A 20,476-nucleotide genomic window follows, 5' to 3' on the forward strand; every position below is an offset into this window, starting at 1 on the left:
GTGGCTACAAGTCCGCAAAGATCCAATTCACGGCCCCCTGTATAGGCAGCCAAAATTCTCACATTTTATGCCAAAAGCCTACCGTTTCTCTGCCAGCGTATTGTAGTGGTTGTTTATCTCATTTGCTGGCCAATTTAAATATGAGTATGCTTAAATCAAGCAATCCATTACCCATGAAGGGAGCATGATCTGTGAAGGGTATTGTGTATCTTGAGTATAGACGATTAGGTTTTTTTGCTGTGCAGACCGAAGATGATGACTTTACTGTTATTGAAGCATTAGGTGAGCCACCATCTTTAGGAGACATACTTATTGGTGAGCTACACTCACTTGGTGGAGAACGCCTTTTTAATGAGACAACTAAGGAAGAAATAGATGTCTTTATTCAAGATATTCACGTAGATCTAACTGAGGCAAAAAGACATTTAGCAGAAGCGGCAAGAGGCAGATAGGGTTGACAACAAACAGCAACCAGTTACAAAGGGTCCAAGCGGGTTAAAACAGTGCGGCCCCCAACGGTTACCGTTGGAGGGCTTTTGTTTTTACTTTGGACACAGTGGGACTTGAATTTTAGAAATTAAATTAAACTATCCATGCAGGGCTGTCTAAAAGGTACTCAAGCATGTAAAATATTGAATCATCGCCATCTTTCCTGGAGGTTTCTTATGAAAATGGATACTATTATTCTCAAGCGTTTCCAAGAGCTTGAGGATAAATCAAAAATCGTCAGATCATCTATTAGAACTAGTGAGTTTGGATACAGATTTATTGACCAGTCGGTATTTCATGAGTGGTCAAACTCCGTAATGAATATTTTGTATAACATATTTGGCGAGTTGAGTATACAGTATCAAAATTTCAAAACAAAATATGATATTGCGAAGAACGGAGACGATTTTGATATTTGTTATGGGATTTATAAATCTGCTAAGGAAGACTATGAGGGCGGATACGTATTTAACATGAGATCATTAGTAAGTATAGAAGTCCTCGATAGTGTCATTGAGCAGGCAGATCAGCTTTTAAGTGCAGGTTATAAAGACGTTGCAGCTGTTGTTATCGGTATAGTTTTGGAGACCTCATTGAAGGAACTTTGTAATAAGAAAAACGTTCAAGTTGGAAAACTCGACCGTATGAACGCCGAGTTAAGCAAAGCTGGATATTATAATGTAGGGATGCAAAAAATGATTACAGCTTGGGCTGATATTAGGAATAACGCAGCGCATGGGAACTGGGGGTCTTACAAAGAACAGGACGTAATTGATATGAAAAACGGAGTAATTAGATTTCTTGCAGATTATTTGTAATAAAGACTTCCAATGCTGTACCACCGTAACTGTTTATTCTGCAATAGTGGAGAGGATTTTAAGTGTCTAACAATAGCAGATTGAGTAAAATACAACGGGATATTTATAAAGAGCGTTTTGGAATTGTGGAGTCCACTTTTAAAAGTAAGAAGTGTAAAAATTGTTTTTATCTAAATCATCAAGGAAAGGTTTGCTCAAAACATTATATTAGGGTATTTGATTATGAACTCTGTGGTCAATATAATCCGAAAGGGCATAAGATCTATAAAGGTGGCGGGGTTTCACCAAAGTAATTAATGTATTTCAAATAAAGATCAGTGTAAAGAAAGTAACCCGTTGTAATAGAAATGTAGTTCGCTAAAGTAGTAACCTTTTTTGAATTGATCCACTTGACGCGCGATAAATCATTTAGTTAATAAATACGAACTGTGAGCTTGCATGCATCCACACGCCTTTACGATCCACAGTTGCCTAATGGACTTATCATGGTTGTCCACTACTTTCCTTCAACACATAAAGCTAAGTGCTAGGGGTGTCATGAAATGCCCCAGCTGCTCCTATTTACTTTTATGGTTACAAGCCTTCTAATTGACTCTCTATCTCTCCTTACTCCGGCAACAGCTATTCCCGTCGATCCGCCCTTTCCCGGCCCAAATCGGACGATCTTGTCCAACAGATAGGCCTCTACGGTGGGCAATGTCCTTATGAGTTCCTCTTCGGGTTTCTGACTGCTCCGTCAGTATTCCTCTTCTTCTCTAACCCACAGAAGAGCGCGTTTAGTTGAGCCAACATTAAAAACTAAATTATATGTAAGAATATACGGCTCGGTCATTTCAAACGGTATCAATGTAACGTTGTGGTCAACCACATTTTTTACTGAAAATAATGTTAGTTGAGTTAACGTTTGAAGAAAGTACCCCAATAATAACTTCCGGCTTCAAGAGGTGGTTGTGTTCATACGTAGTTATAAATAATTACGATTAATGTTGTAACTTTCGAATGGTTATGGACGATTTAATGCTCTTCTCTCCTGCTAGGACTTCTGGCCTTAATCGTCGCCCATCATCCTCCTTAAAGGCTCAGCCCACCCCCATTATGGACGCGAAGCGTCCGATAGATGGGGCGATCCGAGTAAAACAAAACTTTCTGCCGAGCTGTTCGATTCGTCTGCCTCCGATATTCCTCGGAGCGGGTCCTTGTGCGGAAGCTGGAGAGAATAAATATTGCCATCTGAGTTATTGGGAGCGTTTACATTATATTCATGCTTGAAAGGAGGACGAATATGCTTTTAAGTGAAGTGTACGATAGATATACTCAGCTTGTTGAAGAGGAAGATCGATTTATCCTGAAACTGGAAGTCTGTGAGCTCGCAGAACACGCCCTATTCGATATGGTCTACAAGAGCGAACAGGAACCCGACTCCACAACTGTGAAGGAAATACTTATAGCGGTTCACACAATCGATCTGCGGCTACAAGCGGAACTCTTGGAGCTACGGCTGGAGAAGATGAACCTTTCACGTAAAATTAAATTGCTCACGTGATCCTTCCAGAAATAAGCGCAGAAGCAGCAAGTAGTCGGAATCGCCATCTAAGTTTATGAAAAACACTTTCATAGCTGCTCACCTTAACGATTATGGGGTGGGCAGCTATTTTTATGGGAACAGCACATAGAAAGCAACCCATCCCCCGCACTGCGAGTATGACGCGCTGGCTGTTAAACTTCAAAAACCTTTAATTAGCACCCAAATCGTTATATTACATTTATACAGCTTAACGATATGAGGTGAGATTGATGAGCAAAAGACAAGAGCAACCTCAAGGTGGAAAGAACAAATTCATGCCCGGTAAAGTCGCCGCGCTGGTGAAATGGAATAACAGGCCATATCTCGACAAGATGATTGATGACGGTACACCTGTGAAGGAACTGGTGACATGGTGTAATGATAACGGCTTTCCGATCAGCCTTCCTACTATGTACTCTTACAAGAAGCAACGCAGGGAAGCGATTGTAAACGGGCTTACGCTGGAACTTCTACACGCGAAGGACGACCCGCTCAAGAAAGCGCTGGAAGATGCTGCGCGGAATAAGGCAAGAGAAAAGGGCAACACCCAGTATAAAGAGAACCGCCGTGAAGATCGTGCCAAGGTTAAGGCCACGCTGGAAAAGGAGTTGGCAGACCAAGAGAATACAAAGCGTATCCGGCATGACATGGAGCTACTGGACGAGTTAATTCAAAAGGGCTTCGACACGTTGAGCAAAATGGACGTGATCAGTCCGATCACTGCCATAAAGGCCATTGAAATGAAACACAAGCTGTCTAATGGATCAACTGGCGGTTATACACATTATGGGCTGGAAGAAATCAAGATCAGAGAAACAGGGCGCGAACAGGCCATCACAGCGGCTATCCTTGAGTTCATCTCCGTGGAGCAGCATGATGCTGTGATTCAGCGTATGGAGGATGTGACGCGGGCTTACTATGAATCGATTGGCTTGGGTGAAGCGTACCGGCAGATGGAGGCCATTAATTGATTGAGCAAGCCAAGCAACACAATTTCAACAAACGGTGGTGACGATCACATGGAACAAATTTATGTGAGTCAGACGGTACAGCGAATACAGAAACGGCTGAGCCATAGTGATGACGGAGCGGCTTTCAAAAAATCGATTAAGGAAGCCGTCACCGTTGGCGTCGATCAGTTTATACGGCATCTCCAGTTGGGGGGAACACAAGTGAATACGGTGACTGACTTCGAGAAAATGGTCAAGCTTGGGCTTCTTATGTATGGGGAGCCTACCGAGCGATCAGAAGTCACGACCGATATAAAGATACATGAGACGCAGTTGGAATCAATTATGAAAACGCCAGAGTTTGAGGTAATTAAAAACAGATTGGCTGAACAAATGAATAGGGAAAATGAGGAGAACTAGCGGGAACCTATAGGAGAACGCCTGTGATGGACGTTCTCCCTTGTGGTGGCTTGTTTTGGCTTGGTGGAGCATGTGGGGGACTGTGATCAAATATTCTTTGGTGTCTTGAACAGACCCTGTAGTCTTGAATAGATTCATCATAATCGAATCTTTGCTGTGCCGGATAATCATTTCCCACGATCGTAAAAATTTATCTAGTTCTATTAATTCAATGCAATACAATTTCCCATTCCCTATTATAACATAATAAACCATAAATTCCTCTTTCCGAGTTTTCCCGCAACCCAAATCTTTCAATGTCACTTATGGCACTGTTCCCACGATTAATCTAATCACCCGAAATACCTGCTCCAGAAGATATATGGATTAGGAAGAATATCTATTTATTTTTCAACCTTCTTTGAATTTCTGTCCTCAAAGAAGAAATTCGACGGTTTGATCCCGGCAACTTCTCAATTTGATATGTCAAATCCAGAGCACGCTCTAATTCTCTTCCCCATTGCAGTAGATTTTGGGCCTGAGAAGTCAAGGTTAATTTTTTCTGTCTGAGGTTACTACTACCTATAATTTCAAGAGCCTTCGAATAATACTTATCAGCCGCGGAGAATTGGCTCAGTTTACTTTGACAGAAGGCCATCATATGTAAACAGTATGGATCATTCTCGTTTAACGAAAGTGCAATGGCTAGTTTTTCTACAGCGCCATTCCATTTTCCCTCTTGTTTTAGCGCTTGTCCCCACATCTTCCATACTACAGAATCCCGTGAAGTTGGCTTTTCGATCAGTTTAGTTGCCCGTTCAAAATAAATATAAGCCTGTGCAGAATTTCCTGCGTTTAGTTCTGAAGTAGCTCGTGTATAGAACAAATACGGGCTTTTTTCATAATATGACTCCGCCTGATCAAAAAACTCTCTTCCCTTCTCATAATTACCAGAAGCATATTCTTCTGATGCAGCCTTGGCTAAGCCAACTGCTAGCTGTTCGGCCTCATTTCGACCGTGTAGTAGACTCTGTAAATAATCTACTATTGTATTAGCATCACGCTGGCGATATTGCATTTCCCTTAACCTAGATCGAATTCCACTAACAAATTCCCCATCCATAGACATTAATTCCTGATAAGCAAAAGATGCTGTAATTGGGAGAACTGAGAGAGTTGAACCCGTCTCACTCTCATTTCTAATAAAGAATGAACTCTGTACTAACCCGTTAATTGCACGATTAGTTCTTTCTCTTTCCCATTCAAGCAAGTGCATATATTGTTCTAAATTGAACGATTCATCTGGAGCTAAGGCAGAAATTTTCAATATCATTCGCTGATCATCTGTTAGGAGTGTAAACATATTTCTAAAACTAAATTCAAGTATTTGCTCAGGGATTTCTGGGACATCTCCATTAATTTGACTTAAGAAAGACGTAGATTGTTGAAGTCTAATTTGTCCAACTAACCAAATTATCGCTAGTGGCAATCCCCCAGAAATTTTAGTTATTCTTTGACGGTCAACTTCTTCTATAGTTAGAAAAATTTTATACTCTTCAATGAGTTTATCTACCAATAATCGTGAATTTTCAATATTTAACCCCTCAAGCTTTATTCGATCTTCGCCCGTTTCTGGCTGCCGCCTTGAAGTTACCAAGGCTCTTGTAGGTGCGGGCAAGGTTTTTAGGAACTCAAAAACCCTTGAATCCTCGACCGTCTCCAGATTATCTAGAAATATTAAAGATTCGGTCATTTCTAATAATTGTTTAGCAGTTTCTATGCGTTCAATCAATGGTAACTGTAACTCTTGCTTAAAACCGTTTGTTTCCAGTATAGCATCTACAACAGAATCAATTCCCACTAACTCTGGTTTTAATGGAATAATTCTGTTTTGTGTTAGTTCTCTATTTTTTGCAGTTACTGATACAATTGATTCATATGTATTGCTTTGATATAAGTCCCATACTATTTCGGACCCGAGTGCTGTTTTTCCAACACCACCTAATCCTTCAATAGAAGTTATCCACCATCTGTTTTTAGAGTCCAAGCTCTGCAGAACTTTTTCTTTATATTCTCCACGTCCAACTAGATTATCTGGTTTCGGCGGTAGTCTAAATCCGTATTCTATAACCCCCCAGCCAGTTGATTCGACATTTTGAGCAATGGGGGATGTTTCCCTGTTCCATAACTGCTCGAACTGCGTATCGTTAATAATTCGTTTTGTTGAATCCCCAACTCTAACGTATATTTCGCCTTGTCTAAATAATAAATCCCGTCCTTTTTGTGGTCCATTAGATAGCATCAGAACAGGTCTATTTTGCCTAGGAGGAATATAAATTAAGCCTAGAGGTTTTGAACAGCCCCTAACCCTGCATATCCGATAGGTCACAGATAATCTTTCGCCAACATATGACTGTATAGCATTATTTATGTGTGTCTGATCTATGGATCTGAGAATTGATTCCTCCACACCGAGCACTTCCCAAGTCTTATCTTCCACCCCTACAATAATATATCCACCGTCGGTATTGTGAAGAGCAGCACAATCCCTTGCCAGTTCTGCCTTTCCCACTGAATCCAAGTTGAGTTCTTTTTTAAAGTCCCATAACTGACTTTCAAACTGTTTTGTGACGAGTTCCTCCGCCAAAGAGTCATCTAGTCTTCCATTTCTAATAGCTTGCAATATTGTTTCCAAGTTTTCTTCCCCCTTGGCCTCTATCGATTGCTCTACGCTTCGCTATAAATGTTGAAACTGTATAGTTTTTCTCTAAATACCCACAAATTCCTTCCATAATAATAAACAAAAGTTTATTGGTCTCACTCTTATCCTTCTTGGTTTACCCAAATTTTTCGCCGTCACTTATGATACGGTTCCCCCCGATTAATCTTAAACGCCCGATACACCTGCTCCAGCAGCAGCACGCGCATGAGCTGGTGCGGGTAGGTCATGCGGCCAAAGGAGAGCTTCTTGTCGGCGCGTGCGAGTACCGCTGGCGAGAGGCCGAGCGAGCCGCCGATGACGAAGCTGACGGCGCCGCCGCCGTACACCGCTTGGCGGTCCAGGTGCGCGGCGAGCTGCTCGCTGGACCAGGCGTCGCCGTCGATGGCGAGCGCGACGACGTGGGCATCGGGCTTCAGCACGGCGAGGATGCGTTCGCCTTCGCGGGCACGGACCTGCTCTTCCTCGGCCGGGCTCATGGCGTCCGGGGTCTTCTCGTCCGGCAGCTCGCGGATGTCGAGCCGGGCGTAGGCGCCTAGCCTCTTGGAGTATTCGGTGACGCCCTCCGACCAGTACTTCTCCTTCAGCTTGCCTACACATACGATCTGAATTTGCATCATAACTCATCCGTCCTTCCGAACATGGTTCTGCTACCCTACAGCTTATCCCATCAGACGACGGCGATGCAAAAAGAAACCGAACCCCCGTCCAATCACGGAAGTTCGGACTTCTTGTTCATGGTCTCGTTCTGTAGCTGGGTGCGGCGACGAATGGTGCGGCACTACTTACCGGATATGTCTTCGCCCCTTGCCGAACGCATGCTCAGCTTAGTCGTTCGCGCCCGTGCGTACACGCTCGATCAGTTGCTTGTATTGCTCATACTGCTCTTCCCATGCGGCCTTCCGGGATTCGATCTCCCTGCCGTCCAGCAGTGCGGCGATGACGTCGAGGCATACATGCCAGCCGGCGAGATCGCGCAGCGTATGGTCCGTGATCCGCGTGAAGCGCTCGACCAACCCCAGCCTGCAGCCTTCGGACGTCTCGCCGAGCTCGAAGCGAACTTGGTCCTCCGCCCACGTATAGGCGAGCAGCGCGAGCGGCTTGAGCTCGAGGATCTCCATCTTCTCCTCGTTGCCGCCGCCCATGTCGAACTTGAAGGCGCCGCCCACGCGAAGGTCCTCCACGCTAAGCTCAGGGAACCACCTCGCGAGTTGCCCGTTGTCGGTCAGCATCGACCAGACGGACGCGACCGCGTGGCCCAACGAGCGTTCGAAGCGCGCCTCCCACTCGCCGTTATCGACTGCTCGGATATCTGCTAACGCCATCGTCTTCTCCTCCCTTGATATCAGAAACGCCCGTCTAACCCAGCAACGGCCGGATCGCCTCGCTCAGCGCCGCCGCGGCCTGTTCATGGGCCCGTCTGCCCGGATGATTCCGCGCGCCGACGGTCTCGGCCGTCATCTCCGGCAGCCGTACGACCGATACCCGCACATCCCCCGTCTGCTCCCGGTACGCGCTGACCGCCCGCTCGATCGCGGGCAGCATCGCCGTGCCGAGCATGCCGTAGGCCCATACGATATGCGCGCCAGGATTGCAGCGCCTGATCACACCCAGAAATGCACATGCCGCCTGCTCGAAGGCGGCCACATCATCCGCGTTCATCGTGCCGTCCGCATTCAACCGCTGCTTGTGCGTTGCGCCCGTCTCCGGGTCCTGCCAGGCCGGCGTGTTAAACGCGCCGCCGTCGTTCGTCCCCAGGTTGACCACCACGACATCCGGCTGCCAAGCCGCGAAGTCGTTCGCCTCCCACGCGCCCAGCTCTTCATTCCGCTCGCCCTTGAGCAGTCCGCATACTTGCTCGTAGTATGCCGGCAGGTTCGCATGTGGATTGTTGTCCCAGCTCGTCAGTACGCCCCAGCCGCTCTGCGACAGCACCCGATACTCGGCGTCCAGCGCCCCGGCCGTCAACGCGGCATAGTTGTCGACCGCGCTGCACCACATCGGCACCCAGTCCTGCTCTGTCACGGCGCCGATCGCGCCCTCTCCCGACGTGATGCTGTCGCCGACGAACTCGAGCCTGTACGGCTTGTCCGTCACCGCCTCGAACGTGCCGTCGAACCGGACCGCCACCAGCTGCAGACGACAGCCCCGATCGCCGCTCATCGCCTGCGAGTCCTTGACGATTCGCACATTTTTGACCGTGTCTGCGCTCATGCCTCTGAACAAGCATATCCAGTGCCGGCCCGCCGTGACCATCCGCCTGCTCACCGCCGCGCCGTTCACGATGACGCTGATCCAAGGCTCGTAGTGGTCATAGTCCGCCTCGACCTCGGCCCACAGCTCGCTTCCCTTCGCGTTCCATTCGACGCCGCTCCCCGTCCAGAACAGGGTCAGCGGGTCCAGCCGCCCCGTCGTCCGGCCGTGCACCTTCATATGCGCAATCTCGGACAAGGCGTACGTCCGCAGTTGATCGTTCGGTGTCATCAGGCAGTCCTCCACTTCGTCTCGTTGCCTCTGAATGTATCCCGGCCGGCATCCTTGCTTCCAATGCGATTAGACCGGATCTGTCGGTTCAAAACGGTAACGGCTTGCTTGTTCGTAGGCGTAAGCGAGGCGGAGCAGCACAGGCTCGCTGTAGGCGGTGCCAACGAATGTAATGCCTTGCGGTCCTCTGGTCGTATAGCCGCCTTCGGCGATGATCCCCGTCTCCGCGTATCCGCCCGGTACGGTGATGGCCGGGTAGCCTGCCCGCGCGGACAGATCGAGCCCTTCCTCGTTGCCCAGAAACAGCAGCGCATCCAGCCGATGCTCGCGGATCGCGTGGTCGATGCCTTGGTCCCGGGCCAGCTCGCGGTTCAGGCGCAGGCTCTCCGCATATGCGGGCTCGGACAGCGTGCCGCTCGTCTCGTTCGACCAGATCAGCGTATCCTGCCCGTAGCGAAGTGCCACCTCGCGATTCGCTTCATTGTAGGCGATCAGCTCGTCCAGCGTCCGGACATCAGCGCCGGAGCCGGCTTTGGCGAGATAATCGTTCAGCCCCTTTTTGAATTCGTACTGCATGATATCCCAGTCCCACTTCGCAGATTCGCAAGGCAGGGCGACCGGGTCGACGACGATCGCTCCGCGTTCCCGGCACAAGTCGATCGCCCGCTCGATGATCGCAGCCCGCGCCTCATCCAATCCTTCATAATAATGCCGCGGGATGCCGATCCTCGCGCCCTGCAGTCCATCCGTGTCCAGAAAAGGCAAGTAATCCGCATATGCGATTCGCCCCTCCTCCTGCATCGCCGCATCCAGCGGGTCCGCCGCCGTCATGGCGCCGAGCAGGATCGCCGCATCTCTGACCGTTCGCGTCATCGGGCCGGCCGAGTCCTGGCTGTGCGTGATCGGGATAATGCCCGTGCGGCTGACGAGCCCGATTGTCGGCTTGAGGCCGACGAGACAGTTCTGCGAGGCCGGACTGATGATCGAGCCCGATGTCTCCGTGCCGATCGCCGCCGCGCACAGGTTGGCGGCCGTCGCAACTGCCGAGCCCGAGCTTGAGCCGCCGACGAACAGCTCGCCGGGATCGTACGGATTAAGCGTCAAGCCGCCTCTGGAGCTATAGCCCGCCCACATCGTACCCGACATGAAGTTGGCCCATTCCGTCATGTTGGCTTTGCCGAGCAGCACCGCTCCCGCAGTCCTTAATTGTGCGGCCACGGCCGAATCCTGCGGCGCCCGATGCGCTGCAAGCGCGACCGATCCGGCACTCGTATGCATGCGGTCGCCCGTATCGATATTGTCCTTGAGCAGGATCGGGATGCCGTGGAGCGGTCCGCGCGGTCCCTGTTCCTGCCGCTCCTTGTCCAGCGCCGCCGCGATTGCGATCGCATCCGGGTTGACCTCCAGCACCGCCTTCAGCTTCGGATTGATCCGTTCGATCCGCTCCAAGTACCAACGCACGCAAGCCTCCGACGTTAACGTGCCCGCTTCCATCGCCGACTGCAGCGATGCGATATCCATTTCTATTAAGCTCGTGTTTATGCTTTTATCCATGAAGAGAATCCCCTTTATCCTGTTAACACGATTGCTTGCCGCTATTTCTCTAATGAGTATTATACAAGCTTTTCCTGTCCCCGGACTGCAATCGACATAACTTCCTATCGCTGTCATCTGCAACCGCACCTCGAATTGAGGACGTCTGGCACCGTTCATAAATCGACAAAATCGAACAACCGAGCGCCCACTTTTAGTTTTGTAATATTCTATGATTTCTTTAGAGAGGAATGGTCGGCAACCAGAAGCTCTTTTAGTATGGTTCCCGCAAGCGGATGGCTACCAATATGGAAGCGTCGTCTTCCAGACAGACTCCAAACACAGCAGAATAGCGGCCAAAATCATAGTAAAAACATAACAAAATGCGAACCTGAAGCAGCTAAGCGATTGATTTACAACAATCCGAAAAGTAGTGCAGCGCCTGGAAATATATTTCCCTCTTTCTTCTTAACATCTATGAATCCGACACCATCCTGTATCTTTCCGCATAACATTCGTCACGCGCAGATAAGCAAGAGTAATACTTACGCTTATATACAACAAATGTAAACTAAATTATTCCATAAACGAGTGATTGCAACAATTTCAGCCATACGGGATCCGGCAAATTTTTTGGAACAATAATATGATTTAATATTTAACAACTACAGGGTTCGAGAGGGGGAGAGGCGGGGATGATCGCAAAAAAAGAGAAAATGAAGATGAGATCCGGGCCGAATGGCGAGGGAAGATGTGGTATTGCGAGCCGGGGGATAGGGTTCCGGGAGTAAGGATGAATGAGCGAGTGGCGATGACGGGATGATGACAGGCGATGCGGCCGATGCCATGGCGGCATTGCGAGGGGAGGGTGAGACGACGGGCGGGATGACACATGGCATAGGGCGACCTAGCGATAAGGTGCTGAAGGGGTGCGACGCATGGCTTGGGGCGGCATCACGGCGGGGAGTTGAGGGTCATGTGACGGATGGCAGTAGAGATGGAGAATGAGTATGAGGCGCGACATATAGCGACATATCGGAGAGAGCGATGGAAGGCTGGCAAACGGGCGCGGGCAGAAATAACGGAAAGGGTGAGGAAGGGACGGAGTAACGGAGAGGTGGGGAGGGAAGCGTGCCGCTTCGGCCGGTGTACAAACGGAGGAGGGCTGCGAGCCGACCGCCGAGTCAGCAAGGCAGCCGCACAAAAAAGCGCCGCTTCGTCCAAGGGACGGTACGGCGCGCGCGCCACATGCATCATGCGGGAGCCTGCATCATCTGCTGGCAGCCTCGCCGCCTGCCAGGCCGCAATTGTCAATCGCAGATGATTCGGCCGGAGCCCGCTCGGCACCTGCTCAAGACTTGCCCAGGACTTGCTGAAGAATTGCTCGTCACCTTGCTCGGAGCCACCAAGAGTTGCTCAGGTCTTGCTCAGGTCTTGCTCAGGTCTTGCTCGGTTCTTGCTCGGTTCTTGCTCGGTTCTTGCTCAGGTCTTGCTCGGTTCTTGCTCGGTTCTTGCTCGGTTCTTGCTCGGTTCTTGCTCGGTTCTTGCTCGGTTCTTGCTCGGTTCTTGCTCGGTTCTTGCTCGGTTCTTGCTCGGTTCTTGCTCGGTTCTTGCCCAGGACTCGCTCAAGAATTGCTCGGTTCTTGCTCAATTCTGGCTCGATTACTGTTCCAGTCTTGCTCGGTTCTTGCCCCGATCTTGCCGCCCAGGCCCCCCTCAAAACCTCTGGCTCAAACCTTGGTCAGGGCTTTCATAGCTTGCGCTTCGGATTCCTTCATCTGCTGCAGGAATTGCTGGATTTGCTGGATCATTTCCATCATCTGCTGCTGAAGCTGCTGCTGCTGCTGTTGTTGCTGCTGTTGCACGGCCTCTTCCGCTTTTTGCGCCGCATCCTGCTTGGATTTTTCCTGTTCCTTCGAGGCATTGTTCGATATGCTGCCGCCGATCGATCCGATCGTGCTCGACTGCTGCTGCGAGAGGAGATCCGCTTGCTTTTTCAGCACGTCCGCGTTCTGGACAATCTGCCCCAATTGCTCGTCACGCTGCTTGGACGCCTGGGTCAGCGCATTCTGCGCCGCCAGGTTCTGCTGCTGTGCGAGTGCGAGCGCGTTGCCCGTCGAGTTGCCCACCGCACCGCTGACCGCCTTGTAGGCATCGTCGCTCATCATCAGCAGCACGCCCCCCACTACACCGATCACGAACGTGCCCACCATCGTCAATACCTTCTTCTTCTCCATCGCCGTATCCCTCCCGGACTGTCGAGCTTATGAACTAACAATAACCGATAAGCGCGAGCGATTCTGTAATCCAGATTACACAATCGATAACTTCGCATCGAACCGATGTCGCAGCGCACCATCCGCCCGGCCGCATCGCAGTCACATGCTGCATTCTGACGCGCCGCTCACCGCAGCCCCTCCAAATACGCCGACAGCGTCTCAATATTCATCCGCACATGCCGGTTGTCTCCCTCCAGCTTGCTCATCATGATGCCGCCCTCCATGACAGACAGCACGAAGGTCGCCAGCGCATCGATGTCGACATCCGCTCTGAACTCCCCGCTCCGCACGCCCTCCGCGATGATCTCCCGCATCTGGCTTAGCGTCCGCTCCATGCCGTCCCGGCCCCGTTCGCGCAGCGCAGGATGACTGTCGTCCGCCTCGGTGGCGAGGTTGAGCAGCGGACAGCCGCCCACGAACGGCGGGTCCTCCACCACGTTGGCGTACACCTTCAGGTAGACCAGCAGCTTGCCCCTGGCCGTCGCCTCCTGCGCCATCGCCTCCCGGATGACGCCGCCGACCAAGCTGCCCGCATAGGCGTACGCCGCCAGCGCGATCTCGTCCTTGCTCTCGAAGTGGCGGTAGATGCCGCCCTTCTTGATGCCCGTCATCTCGATGATGTCGGACATCGAGCCCGCCGCATATCCCTTCTGGTTGAACAGCTCCGCCGCCTTCGCGATGATGCGCTTGCGGGTATTCTCGCCCTTCGACATGACCATTCCCCTTCGACAGACGCGGTTGCGGTCCGATTTTCCCCATTATAACAAACAAATTCAGGCTATCGCTCACCGATATTTCTATGTTATGGTAATGATACCGATCGGTATCATTCGCAAATTCAGAGGGGGAATCGTCATTGAACAGAACCTGGTTCAAGGAGTCGCGCCACGCATGGATCGGACTCGGTTCGCTGTGGGTCATCGGGTTCATCGGCGCGCTGACGCGGTTCATCATGGCTTTTTTTCAGACGCAGATCTCGGACGATCTCGGCATCGGCAGGAGCTTCATCTCGGCAGCGTGGTCGACGAACCTGCTCATCGCGGCGCTCTGCGCGCCGGCGGGCGGGTGGCTGGCAGACCGTTACGGTCCGAAAAAAGTGATGCTCATAAGCGCGATACTCGGGGTGGCGGGTACGGGGACGGTCGTGCTGGGCGGTCATGAGCCGATCGTGTTCTTCGTCGGATATGGCGTCATCTCCGGCTTCGTCGGTCTCGGGTCGAGCACGTCGTACATGTTCATGTTCGAATGGTTCAAGCATCATCGCGCCAAGGCGACCGCACTGCTCGCGAGCGCCTCCTCCGTCGGGCTGGCCGTCGTCACGCCCGTCTTCGTCTCCTGGAGCTGGCTGACGTGGCGCGATGCCTTCGCGGCATCGTTCGCGCTGGGCGCGGCGGTGACGCTGCCCGTCATCTGGCTCGGCATTCGTCACGCGCAGCCGGCGCGCCAGCCCCAGCCAGCACAGCCGGGCCCGCCGCCCGAGCCTGCCGCTGCCGACGGCGGCGCGCCGCGGGCGCCGGTCATGCCGCGCAGCGCCGTCTACGCGCCGCTGTTCGTCCTGATCGCGTTCGCGCTGTTCACCTGCGGCTTCAACATGGGGACCGTCGAGATGAACCTCGTCGCCATCCACCAGCTCGCGAAGGTGCCGCCTCACACGATCGCCCTCGCCATGAGTCTGCTCGGCATGATGGAGATTGCGGGCTCGCTCGCCTTCGGCTACTTTCTCGACCGCGTCGACAAGCTCATGCTCATGACGCTGCTGTACGGCATCCGCGTGCTCGGCTTCGGCGTCCTGTTCATGCACGACGGATGGTCCCCGCTCGTGTTCGCCGCCGCCTTCGGCATAACGTATCTGAGCGCGGTGCCCGGCGGACTGCTGATCGCCAGAGAGCGGGCGCAGGGGCAGGGCAAGCAGACCGGCTTCCTGCTGATGTTCCATCAGGGCGGCGGCATTCTGGGCGCGCTCGTCGCCGGCATACTCTTCGACCGCTACGGCGACTATCAGCTGCTGATCGGCGCCGATGTCTTCATCTGCGTGATCGCGGCGCTGGGCTATGCGTATCTGTACGCGACGGGACGTACGCGCAGCATCGGGCGTCCCCGGGAGCAGACCGCGGCAGGCTGAGCCTGCCTGCCGCCGGACGGCCGGACCGGGCGAGACTAAGCGAAGCACGCCAAGCGGCCTGCGGCTCGCGCGTCCGGGACCGGCACACGCGAACCGCAGGCCGCGATTCGAACTTCAGCTATGATCGGTATCCGCGATCGGTCTGCCGATCGGGGCGCACCTTCAGCGTGCATCCCGCATACTATTGCTCGCCGCCGACCCGGCGGCCTGCCTCCGCCAGCACCTGGCCGAGCCGGTCCAGGTTCTGCTCGTTGGCCTGCGCGCACAGGGCCTTCACGCGCTCGAATTCGTCCGCCTCCTTGAACGCCTGGCGGAACGTCACCCGCGTGCGCCCCTCGCCCAGATCGTCGAACTGGCCCGTCAGCCGGAACCTGTGCCCGCTCATATGATCCAGCGCGACGCGCTCGTGCGGCACCGTCTCGACGAATACGCTGTAATTCGGATAGTCCTTGCCGTCCGGGCCGTGCATGACGAACCGCCACTCGCCGCCCGGCCGGATATCGCATACGTCGAACGTATTCGTGAACCCCTCCGGCCCCCACCAGCGGGCCAGCAGCTCGGGTGTCGTCCACGCCCGGTACACCAGCTCCCGCGGCACATCGAACGCTCGGACCGACACCAGTTCGTTCGATCCTGCCGTCATGCTAAGCTCTTCCTTCTACGACATCGCCCAGCATGTTCAGCATGATGCCGGTCCCGTGCTCCCGGATCTCCGGCGTATCGTGCCCGTCCAGGAACGCGCCCTGCTCCGTAAACGTAAGCTTCGTCCCCTCCGCTACCTCCTGCAGCTCGACCGTCGTCGTCGAGACGGATATGCGCGTGTCGCCCATATCGAGCGTATACGTGTATACGATGCGCTGCTGCGGCACGATCTCCTGGTAGACCGCGTCGAACGTGAACACCGGCCCCTCCGGCGGTCCGCCGCTGCTGTACTCGCGCCCGCCTACCCGGAATTCGAACGTCTCCGGCTTGGAGTACCACTTCGCCTTCACCCCGGCGTCGGCCCACGCTTCATATACCCGCTCCGGCGTGGCGGCATAGGTCCGCTCGACGACGAAGGTCGCATGCTTAACAAATCGTTCAGTCATTCATTATTCCTCCTTTGTATGTGCATCCCGCTTGGCCGCATGGTCCGCGATCAGCGCGCCCAACCGGTCCAAGTGCCCTTCCCATTGCCGCTGGCGGTCCAGCGACGGCTTCTCGAACTCCGCGTTCATCGCCAGCAGCAGGTCTGCAAAGTCCTCCGCCGCGAGCGGCTCCTGCTCCCGCATCCGCTTGGACACGTACGCGAGCTTGTCCAACAGCTGCTGCTGCACCCGCATCTGCGCCTTGATCCGGTCCGCCTGCAGGCGGACGATCTCCAGCGGTCGAATCTGCCCGCCGGCGAATGCCGACTTGATCTCCTCCAGCGACAGCCCGAGCTCCTTCAGCGACACGATCTGGTGCAGCCGCGCCAGGTCCTGCTCGCCGTACAGCCTGTGGCCCGATTCTGTCTGCCCCGACGGCACGAGCAGCCCGATCTGATCGTAGAACCGCAGCGTTCGGACGGTCACGCCCGTCATGCGGGCGAGCTCCCCCACCTTCCAATCGCGTTTCATCTACCCCCTCCTCATTGGCGCCCTTGTGCGATTCCCGGTAACCCCAGTATAAAACCTTACGTTACGTCAGGTGCAAGCCTTTTTATTTCTAAGCTTGCATATGGGTTCGAACTGCTGTAGTATAAAAGGCCTGGCAACACATTAAACATTAATATGCTCAGTTATACTATCGCGGGGTGGAGCAGCCCGGTAGCTCGTCGGGCTCATAACCCGAAGGCCGCAGGTTCAAATCCTGCCCCCGCAACCAACTCACATTCCCGATACGACACATATATGAAGATGCCTCTAAACTACCGAGTGTAGGATTAGCGGCATTTTTTGTTTACATTACTTATACACGGAGCTTCTTGATACGGAATGGGGGGATATCGATGGCGGACATCTCCGGAAGAACGGGGCTGCGCATCAGAAGCTTGCCCGGCGTTCATCCCGAGGTGCGAAGGGCTTGCCTGGCGTTCGCAGGCTGGCTGCGCACCTCGATAGACTTTCCCATACGAGTCGTCGTCTATTTAAAAAAGGATCGCTTTATCCGCACCCGTGCCCGCCAACAAGTGTCCGCCTCTTTTTTTGCCCCGTTTAACAAAAGCGAAGAGCCCTATATCCGAATCGCAACCGGAGATTACGAGGCGTCTCTGCTGGAGGTCGGAAAAGACAATGCGTTAGCCGGATACCTGCAATCCATCGCCCATGAGCTCGTGCACTACCAACAATGGCTCGCGGACGCGCCATTCAGTGAACGACAGGCTGTGTCGCGCGCCAAAAAAATCGTCGGGATGTACGCACAGACAAGGGCGCACCCTTAAAAGCCGCAAATAAAAAGGCTGTCACGTGAAACCTGCAAGACTACTTTTAACCTCAGCCGCCTTCTTGTCGTCTCTGACGCTGTTGTCGCCGGCATGGGCTCAGGCCGCTTCCCCAATGTTGTCAGGTTAACTGCAAATATACAGTTAATCTCCGTGGTGGCGGCATTTTTCGGAGCGATAGCTGCGAATATACAGTTAATCTCGCGAAAATCGACCGTCATCCGGCTCAGACTCGAAAATAACTGTATAAATGCAGTTATCGCCGCCAGATGTCCTGTCGCAGGAGAAAATAACTGCGGTTTGGCAGTTATCTCCCCTTTCAAGGCTGTGTTGCACGAACGGTTTGGGGAAGAACTTCAACGTAGCCGCATCCCTGTCGTCCAGGCTCGCTCGTTCAAACGCAACAAACAGACCAAGGCCACTACATTCATGAAGACCACGCGCCGGGGAGCGACAGGATCCTTAACCTGACAACATTGGCCGCAGCCCCCCCTCCCCCCAGGATTGTTCATATACAATTCACAATTTACTGTTTTATTTAGGAAGTCAGCTTTGTCCGGCATTTTAGCATATTTCTCCCAAATAATTCGCAGATTATTCCGGTGCACCGATTGCCCGCATTTGAAAGGAGACCTTCCATGGAATTATTTTTTACAATTCTGATCCTGCTCGCGATGGTGGGCTTGTCCAACGTGCTGAGCGGCCAATTCCCGTTCGTGCCCGTGCCGCTCATGCAGATCGCGCTCGGCATGATCGTCGCCGCCGCCCCGGCGGGCCTGCATATGCATCTCGAGCCGGAGCTGTTCTTCGTGCTGTTCATCGCTCCGCTGCTGTACAACGACGGCAAGCATGTGTCGCGGACCGAGCTGTGGAAGCTGCGCGTCCCGATTATCCTGCTCGCCGTCGGCTTGGTGTTCGCGACCGTGTTCCTGATCGGCTATGCCATCCATTGGATGATCCCGTCCATCCCGCTGCCGGTCGCCTTCGGCCTGGCGGCCATCCTGTCGCCGACGGACGCCGTCGCGGTCGGCAGCCTGGCGGGCCGAATCCGGCTGCCGAGCAGCCTGATGCATCTGCTCGAAGGCGAAGCGCTCATGAACGACGCCTCGGGCCTCGTCGCCTTCAAGTTCGCGATCGCCGCCGCGCTCACCGGCAGCTTCTCGCTGGCGCACGCCAGCGTCAGCTTCCTCCTCATCGCGATCGGGGGCATCGGGGTGGGCGCGGTCACGGCGCTGCTCATCTCCGGGGTCCGGGTATGGCTCCGCCGTTCGGGTCTCGAGGACGAGACGATGCATATGCTCGTTCATCTGTTGACGCCGTTCGCGCTGTACCTCATCGCCGAGCAGCTCGGCGTATCCGGCATCCTGGCCGCGGTCGCCGGCGGCGTCGTGCATGCGATCGAGCGCGACCGGATGTCGAGCATCAAGCCGTTGTCTCATGAGCTGTCGGACAATACGTGGTCCGTGATCGTCTTCATCCTCAACGGACTCGTCTTCGTCATTCTCGGCCTGCAGCTGCCGAGCGTGTTCAAGCAGGTGTTCGACGAGCCTTCGCTGAACAACGGAGCGGTGATCGCCTACGCGGTCGTCATCTTCCTCATGCTGCTCGTGCTGCGCTTTTTGTGGGCGTATTCGTTCTCCCGAGGCGGCCGATGGATCGGCAAGAAGACGGCGTCCAACGTCAAGATCAAGTTCGGCATGCTCGCGATGACCGCGCTGTCCGGCGTTCGCGGAGCGGTGACGCTCGCCGGCGCCTTCTCGATCCCGCTGCTGCTCGACAACGGGGCGCCGTTCCCCGAACGCAGCCTCGTCATCTTCCTGTCGGCAGTCGTCATCCTGCTCTCGCTCGTCGCCGCGAGCGTATTCCTGCCGCTGTTCGCCCAGCAGCCCGCCGAGGATACGGCGGCGGAGCGGGCGGCCGCCGAGCGCAAGGGCGAACGGCTCATTATGGGCGCGGCCATCCGCGCCGTCCACGCCGCGACGACCGAGGACAACGAGGCCGAGTCGGCGTCCGTCATCTCCGATTATGAGCGCTGGCGCAGCAATCCGGAGGAGGACATGCGCCGCATGCAGCTGCGCGGCAAGGATGATCTGGAAGAGCGGGAGCTGCGGCTCAAAGCGATCGAAGAGGAGCGCCGCACGGCGAACAAGCTGCTGCGGGAGGAGCGCATCACCGAGATGCAGGCCGCTATGTTCCAGAGCAATCTGGAGCAGATGTCGATGGTGCTGTCCGCGCGCACGAACCTGTTCAAGCTGCTGATCAAGTTCTGGCTGCAAGAGCTGAGAGCGGTGCTGACGAAGCAGGAGTCGCGCATCAAGGCGATGCGGGACTTGTCCAGCTCGGATCGGGACGCGATCCGCAATCTGAAGGTGCAGACCTGCGAAGCGGCGCTCTCCTCGCTCCGTACGGAACGCAAATGCGATGCCCGGGCGGCCGTCATCGGCCACTATGAGCACATGCTGTCGAGATTGAAGTCTCCCTATTCGTTCGGCAAGTCCCTTGAAGGCGACGAAGAGGTGCGGCGCGACCTGCAGTGGATCGCCATCCAAGCCGAGCGGGACGAGGTGCAATCGCTGTTCGAGCGCAACGAGATCACCCGCGATGTCGCAGACAAGCTGCGCCGGACGATCCGGACGCGCGAGGCGACGATATTGAGCGAAGTGCTGGACTAGAGACGGTCGAAAAGAAGCCCTTCTGCAGCGGGCTCGTCGCGCTTAT

General features: G+C 53.9%; 18 protein-coding genes and 1 tRNA gene. 9 read left to right on the forward strand and 10 right to left on the reverse strand.

Annotated elements, in window-relative coordinates; all coding sequences use genetic code 11:
- Positions 1-191 precede the first annotated feature (191 nt).
- The 5 genes from VQ071_RS14490 (at position 192) to VQ071_RS14510 (ending at position 4,241) form a co-directional block, all read left to right on the forward strand.
- A complete protein-coding gene (locus VQ071_RS14490; RefSeq protein ID WP_340514756.1) occupies positions 192-452 on the forward strand; it encodes a hypothetical protein in 261 nt (86 codons plus the stop codon).
- Positions 453-665: 213 nt separating this feature from the next.
- Positions 666-1,307 carry a hypothetical protein gene (locus VQ071_RS14495; protein WP_340514758.1) on the forward strand — a complete coding sequence of 214 codons (642 nt, stop codon included), beginning with the start codon at positions 666-668 and terminating at the stop codon, positions 1,305-1,307.
- Between the two features lie 1,282 nt (positions 1,308-2,589).
- Positions 2,590-2,850 (forward strand): hypothetical protein, encoded by a 261-nt coding sequence (locus VQ071_RS14500; protein WP_340514759.1) that lies wholly within the window; start codon positions 2,590-2,592, stop codon positions 2,848-2,850.
- Positions 2,851-3,101: 251 nt separating this feature from the next.
- The gene (locus VQ071_RS14505) at positions 3,102-3,842 is read left to right on the forward strand and encodes a hypothetical protein (protein WP_340514760.1); all 741 of its coding nucleotides are present in this window, start codon (positions 3,102-3,104) and stop codon (positions 3,840-3,842) included.
- Complete coding sequence (locus tag VQ071_RS14510; protein WP_340514761.1) at positions 3,843-4,241, forward strand: hypothetical protein; 399 nt, start codon at positions 3,843-3,845, stop codon at positions 4,239-4,241.
- Between the two features lie 379 nt (positions 4,242-4,620).
- Here VQ071_RS14510 and VQ071_RS14515 read toward each other — a convergent pair whose 3' ends face one another.
- The 7 genes from VQ071_RS14515 to VQ071_RS14545 all read right to left on the reverse strand — a co-directional run bounded on the left by VQ071_RS14515 (position 4,621) and on the right by VQ071_RS14545 (position 13,948).
- Positions 4,621-6,915: an RNA-binding domain-containing protein gene (locus VQ071_RS14515; protein ID WP_340514762.1), complete on the reverse strand. Its 2,295-nt coding sequence runs from the start codon at positions 6,913-6,915 to the stop codon at positions 4,621-4,623.
- Positions 6,916-7,076: 161 nt separating this feature from the next.
- Positions 7,077-7,556 (reverse strand): 23S rRNA (pseudouridine(1915)-N(3))-methyltransferase RlmH, encoded by a 480-nt coding sequence (gene rlmH, locus VQ071_RS14520; RefSeq protein ID WP_340514902.1) that lies wholly within the window; start codon positions 7,554-7,556, stop codon positions 7,077-7,079.
- Between the two features lie 210 nt (positions 7,557-7,766).
- Entirely contained in the window at positions 7,767-8,264 is a 498-nt protein-coding gene (locus VQ071_RS14525; RefSeq protein WP_340514763.1) for an SRPBCC family protein, read from the reverse strand.
- A 34-nt stretch (positions 8,265-8,298) separates the two neighbouring features.
- Positions 8,299-9,423 (reverse strand): SGNH/GDSL hydrolase family protein, encoded by a 1,125-nt coding sequence (locus VQ071_RS14530; RefSeq protein WP_340514764.1) that lies wholly within the window; start codon positions 9,421-9,423, stop codon positions 8,299-8,301.
- Between the two features lie 69 nt (positions 9,424-9,492).
- Positions 9,493-10,977: an amidase family protein gene (locus VQ071_RS14535; protein ID WP_340514765.1), complete on the reverse strand. Its 1,485-nt coding sequence runs from the start codon at positions 10,975-10,977 to the stop codon at positions 9,493-9,495.
- Between the two features lie 1,709 nt (positions 10,978-12,686).
- The gene (locus VQ071_RS14540; protein WP_340514766.1) at positions 12,687-13,193 is read right to left on the reverse strand and encodes a hypothetical protein; all 507 of its coding nucleotides are present in this window, start codon (positions 13,191-13,193) and stop codon (positions 12,687-12,689) included.
- 167 nt (positions 13,194-13,360) lie between these two features.
- On the reverse strand, positions 13,361-13,948 hold the full coding sequence (locus tag VQ071_RS14545; RefSeq protein ID WP_340514767.1) for a TetR/AcrR family transcriptional regulator: 588 nt from the start codon (positions 13,946-13,948) through the stop codon (positions 13,361-13,363).
- 143 nt (positions 13,949-14,091) lie between these two features.
- Here VQ071_RS14545 and VQ071_RS14550 point away from each other — a divergent pair, with 143 nt between their 5' ends.
- The gene (locus VQ071_RS14550) at positions 14,092-15,357 is read left to right on the forward strand and encodes an MFS transporter (protein WP_340514768.1); all 1,266 of its coding nucleotides are present in this window, start codon (positions 14,092-14,094) and stop codon (positions 15,355-15,357) included.
- Positions 15,358-15,538: 181 nt separating this feature from the next.
- Here the strand turns inward: VQ071_RS14550 and VQ071_RS14555 are convergent, their stop codons facing one another.
- The 3 genes from VQ071_RS14555 to VQ071_RS14565 are packed head-to-tail and all read right to left on the reverse strand — an operon-like array spanning position 15,539 to position 16,955.
- On the reverse strand, positions 15,539-16,000 hold the full coding sequence (locus VQ071_RS14555) for an SRPBCC family protein (RefSeq protein WP_340514769.1): 462 nt from the start codon (positions 15,998-16,000) through the stop codon (positions 15,539-15,541).
- A 1-nt stretch (position 16,001) separates the two neighbouring features.
- Positions 16,002-16,445: an SRPBCC family protein gene (locus VQ071_RS14560; protein WP_340514770.1), complete on the reverse strand. Its 444-nt coding sequence runs from the start codon at positions 16,443-16,445 to the stop codon at positions 16,002-16,004.
- Between the two features lie 3 nt (positions 16,446-16,448).
- Positions 16,449-16,955, reverse strand: a complete 507-nt coding sequence (locus tag VQ071_RS14565; protein WP_340514771.1) for a MerR family transcriptional regulator — start codon at positions 16,953-16,955, stop codon at positions 16,449-16,451.
- 170 nt (positions 16,956-17,125) lie between these two features.
- On the opposite strand from VQ071_RS14565, the gene VQ071_RS14570 reads away from it, so the two are divergent.
- From VQ071_RS14570 to VQ071_RS14580, 3 genes are all read left to right on the forward strand, one after another.
- Positions 17,126-17,202, forward strand: a tRNA-Met gene (locus VQ071_RS14570).
- A gap of 124 nt (positions 17,203-17,326) precedes the next feature.
- Complete coding sequence (locus tag VQ071_RS14575; protein WP_340514772.1) at positions 17,327-17,758, forward strand: hypothetical protein; 432 nt, start codon at positions 17,327-17,329, stop codon at positions 17,756-17,758.
- A 638-nt stretch (positions 17,759-18,396) separates the two neighbouring features.
- Complete coding sequence (locus VQ071_RS14580; protein WP_340514773.1) at positions 18,397-20,430, forward strand: Na+/H+ antiporter; 2,034 nt, start codon at positions 18,397-18,399, stop codon at positions 20,428-20,430.
- Positions 20,431-20,476 lie beyond the last annotated feature (46 nt).

Source organism: Cohnella sp. 56, from assembly GCF_037963805.1.
Classification (GTDB): Bacteria; Bacillota; Bacilli; order Paenibacillales; family Paenibacillaceae; genus Cohnella.

What these genes read in the sequence shown, in the direction of transcription:
- VQ071_RS14535 (WP_340514765.1), bottom strand. Translation starts at nt 10,977, where the DNA reads ATGGATAAAAGCATAAACACGAGCTTAATAGAAATGGATATCGCATCG.
- VQ071_RS14525 (WP_340514763.1), bottom strand. Translation starts at nt 8,264, where the DNA reads ATGGCGTTAGCAGATATCCGAGCAGTCGATAACGGCGAGTGGGAGGCG.
- VQ071_RS14505 (WP_340514760.1), top strand. Translation starts at nt 3,102, where the DNA reads ATGAGCAAAAGACAAGAGCAACCTCAAGGTGGAAAGAACAAATTCATG.
- VQ071_RS14555 (WP_340514769.1), bottom strand. Translation starts at nt 16,000, where the DNA reads ATGACGGCAGGATCGAACGAACTGGTGTCGGTCCGAGCGTTCGATGTG.
- VQ071_RS14495 (WP_340514758.1), top strand. Translation starts at nt 666, where the DNA reads ATGAAAATGGATACTATTATTCTCAAGCGTTTCCAAGAGCTTGAGGAT.
- VQ071_RS14560 (WP_340514770.1), bottom strand. Translation starts at nt 16,445, where the DNA reads ATGACTGAACGATTTGTTAAGCATGCGACCTTCGTCGTCGAGCGGACC.
- VQ071_RS14545 (WP_340514767.1), bottom strand. Translation starts at nt 13,948, where the DNA reads ATGTCGAAGGGCGAGAATACCCGCAAGCGCATCATCGCGAAGGCGGCG.
- VQ071_RS14575 (WP_340514772.1), top strand. Translation starts at nt 17,327, where the DNA reads ATGGCGGACATCTCCGGAAGAACGGGGCTGCGCATCAGAAGCTTGCCC.
- VQ071_RS14530 (WP_340514764.1), bottom strand. Translation starts at nt 9,423, where the DNA reads ATGACACCGAACGATCAACTGCGGACGTACGCCTTGTCCGAGATTGCG.
- VQ071_RS14540 (WP_340514766.1), bottom strand. Translation starts at nt 13,193, where the DNA reads ATGGAGAAGAAGAAGGTATTGACGATGGTGGGCACGTTCGTGATCGGT.
- VQ071_RS14565 (WP_340514771.1), bottom strand. Translation starts at nt 16,955, where the DNA reads ATGAAACGCGATTGGAAGGTGGGGGAGCTCGCCCGCATGACGGGCGTG.
- VQ071_RS14500 (WP_340514759.1), top strand. Translation starts at nt 2,590, where the DNA reads ATGCTTTTAAGTGAAGTGTACGATAGATATACTCAGCTTGTTGAAGAG.
- VQ071_RS14580 (WP_340514773.1), top strand. Translation starts at nt 18,397, where the DNA reads ATGGAATTATTTTTTACAATTCTGATCCTGCTCGCGATGGTGGGCTTG.
- rlmH (WP_340514902.1), bottom strand. Translation starts at nt 7,556, where the DNA reads ATGCAAATTCAGATCGTATGTGTAGGCAAGCTGAAGGAGAAGTACTGG.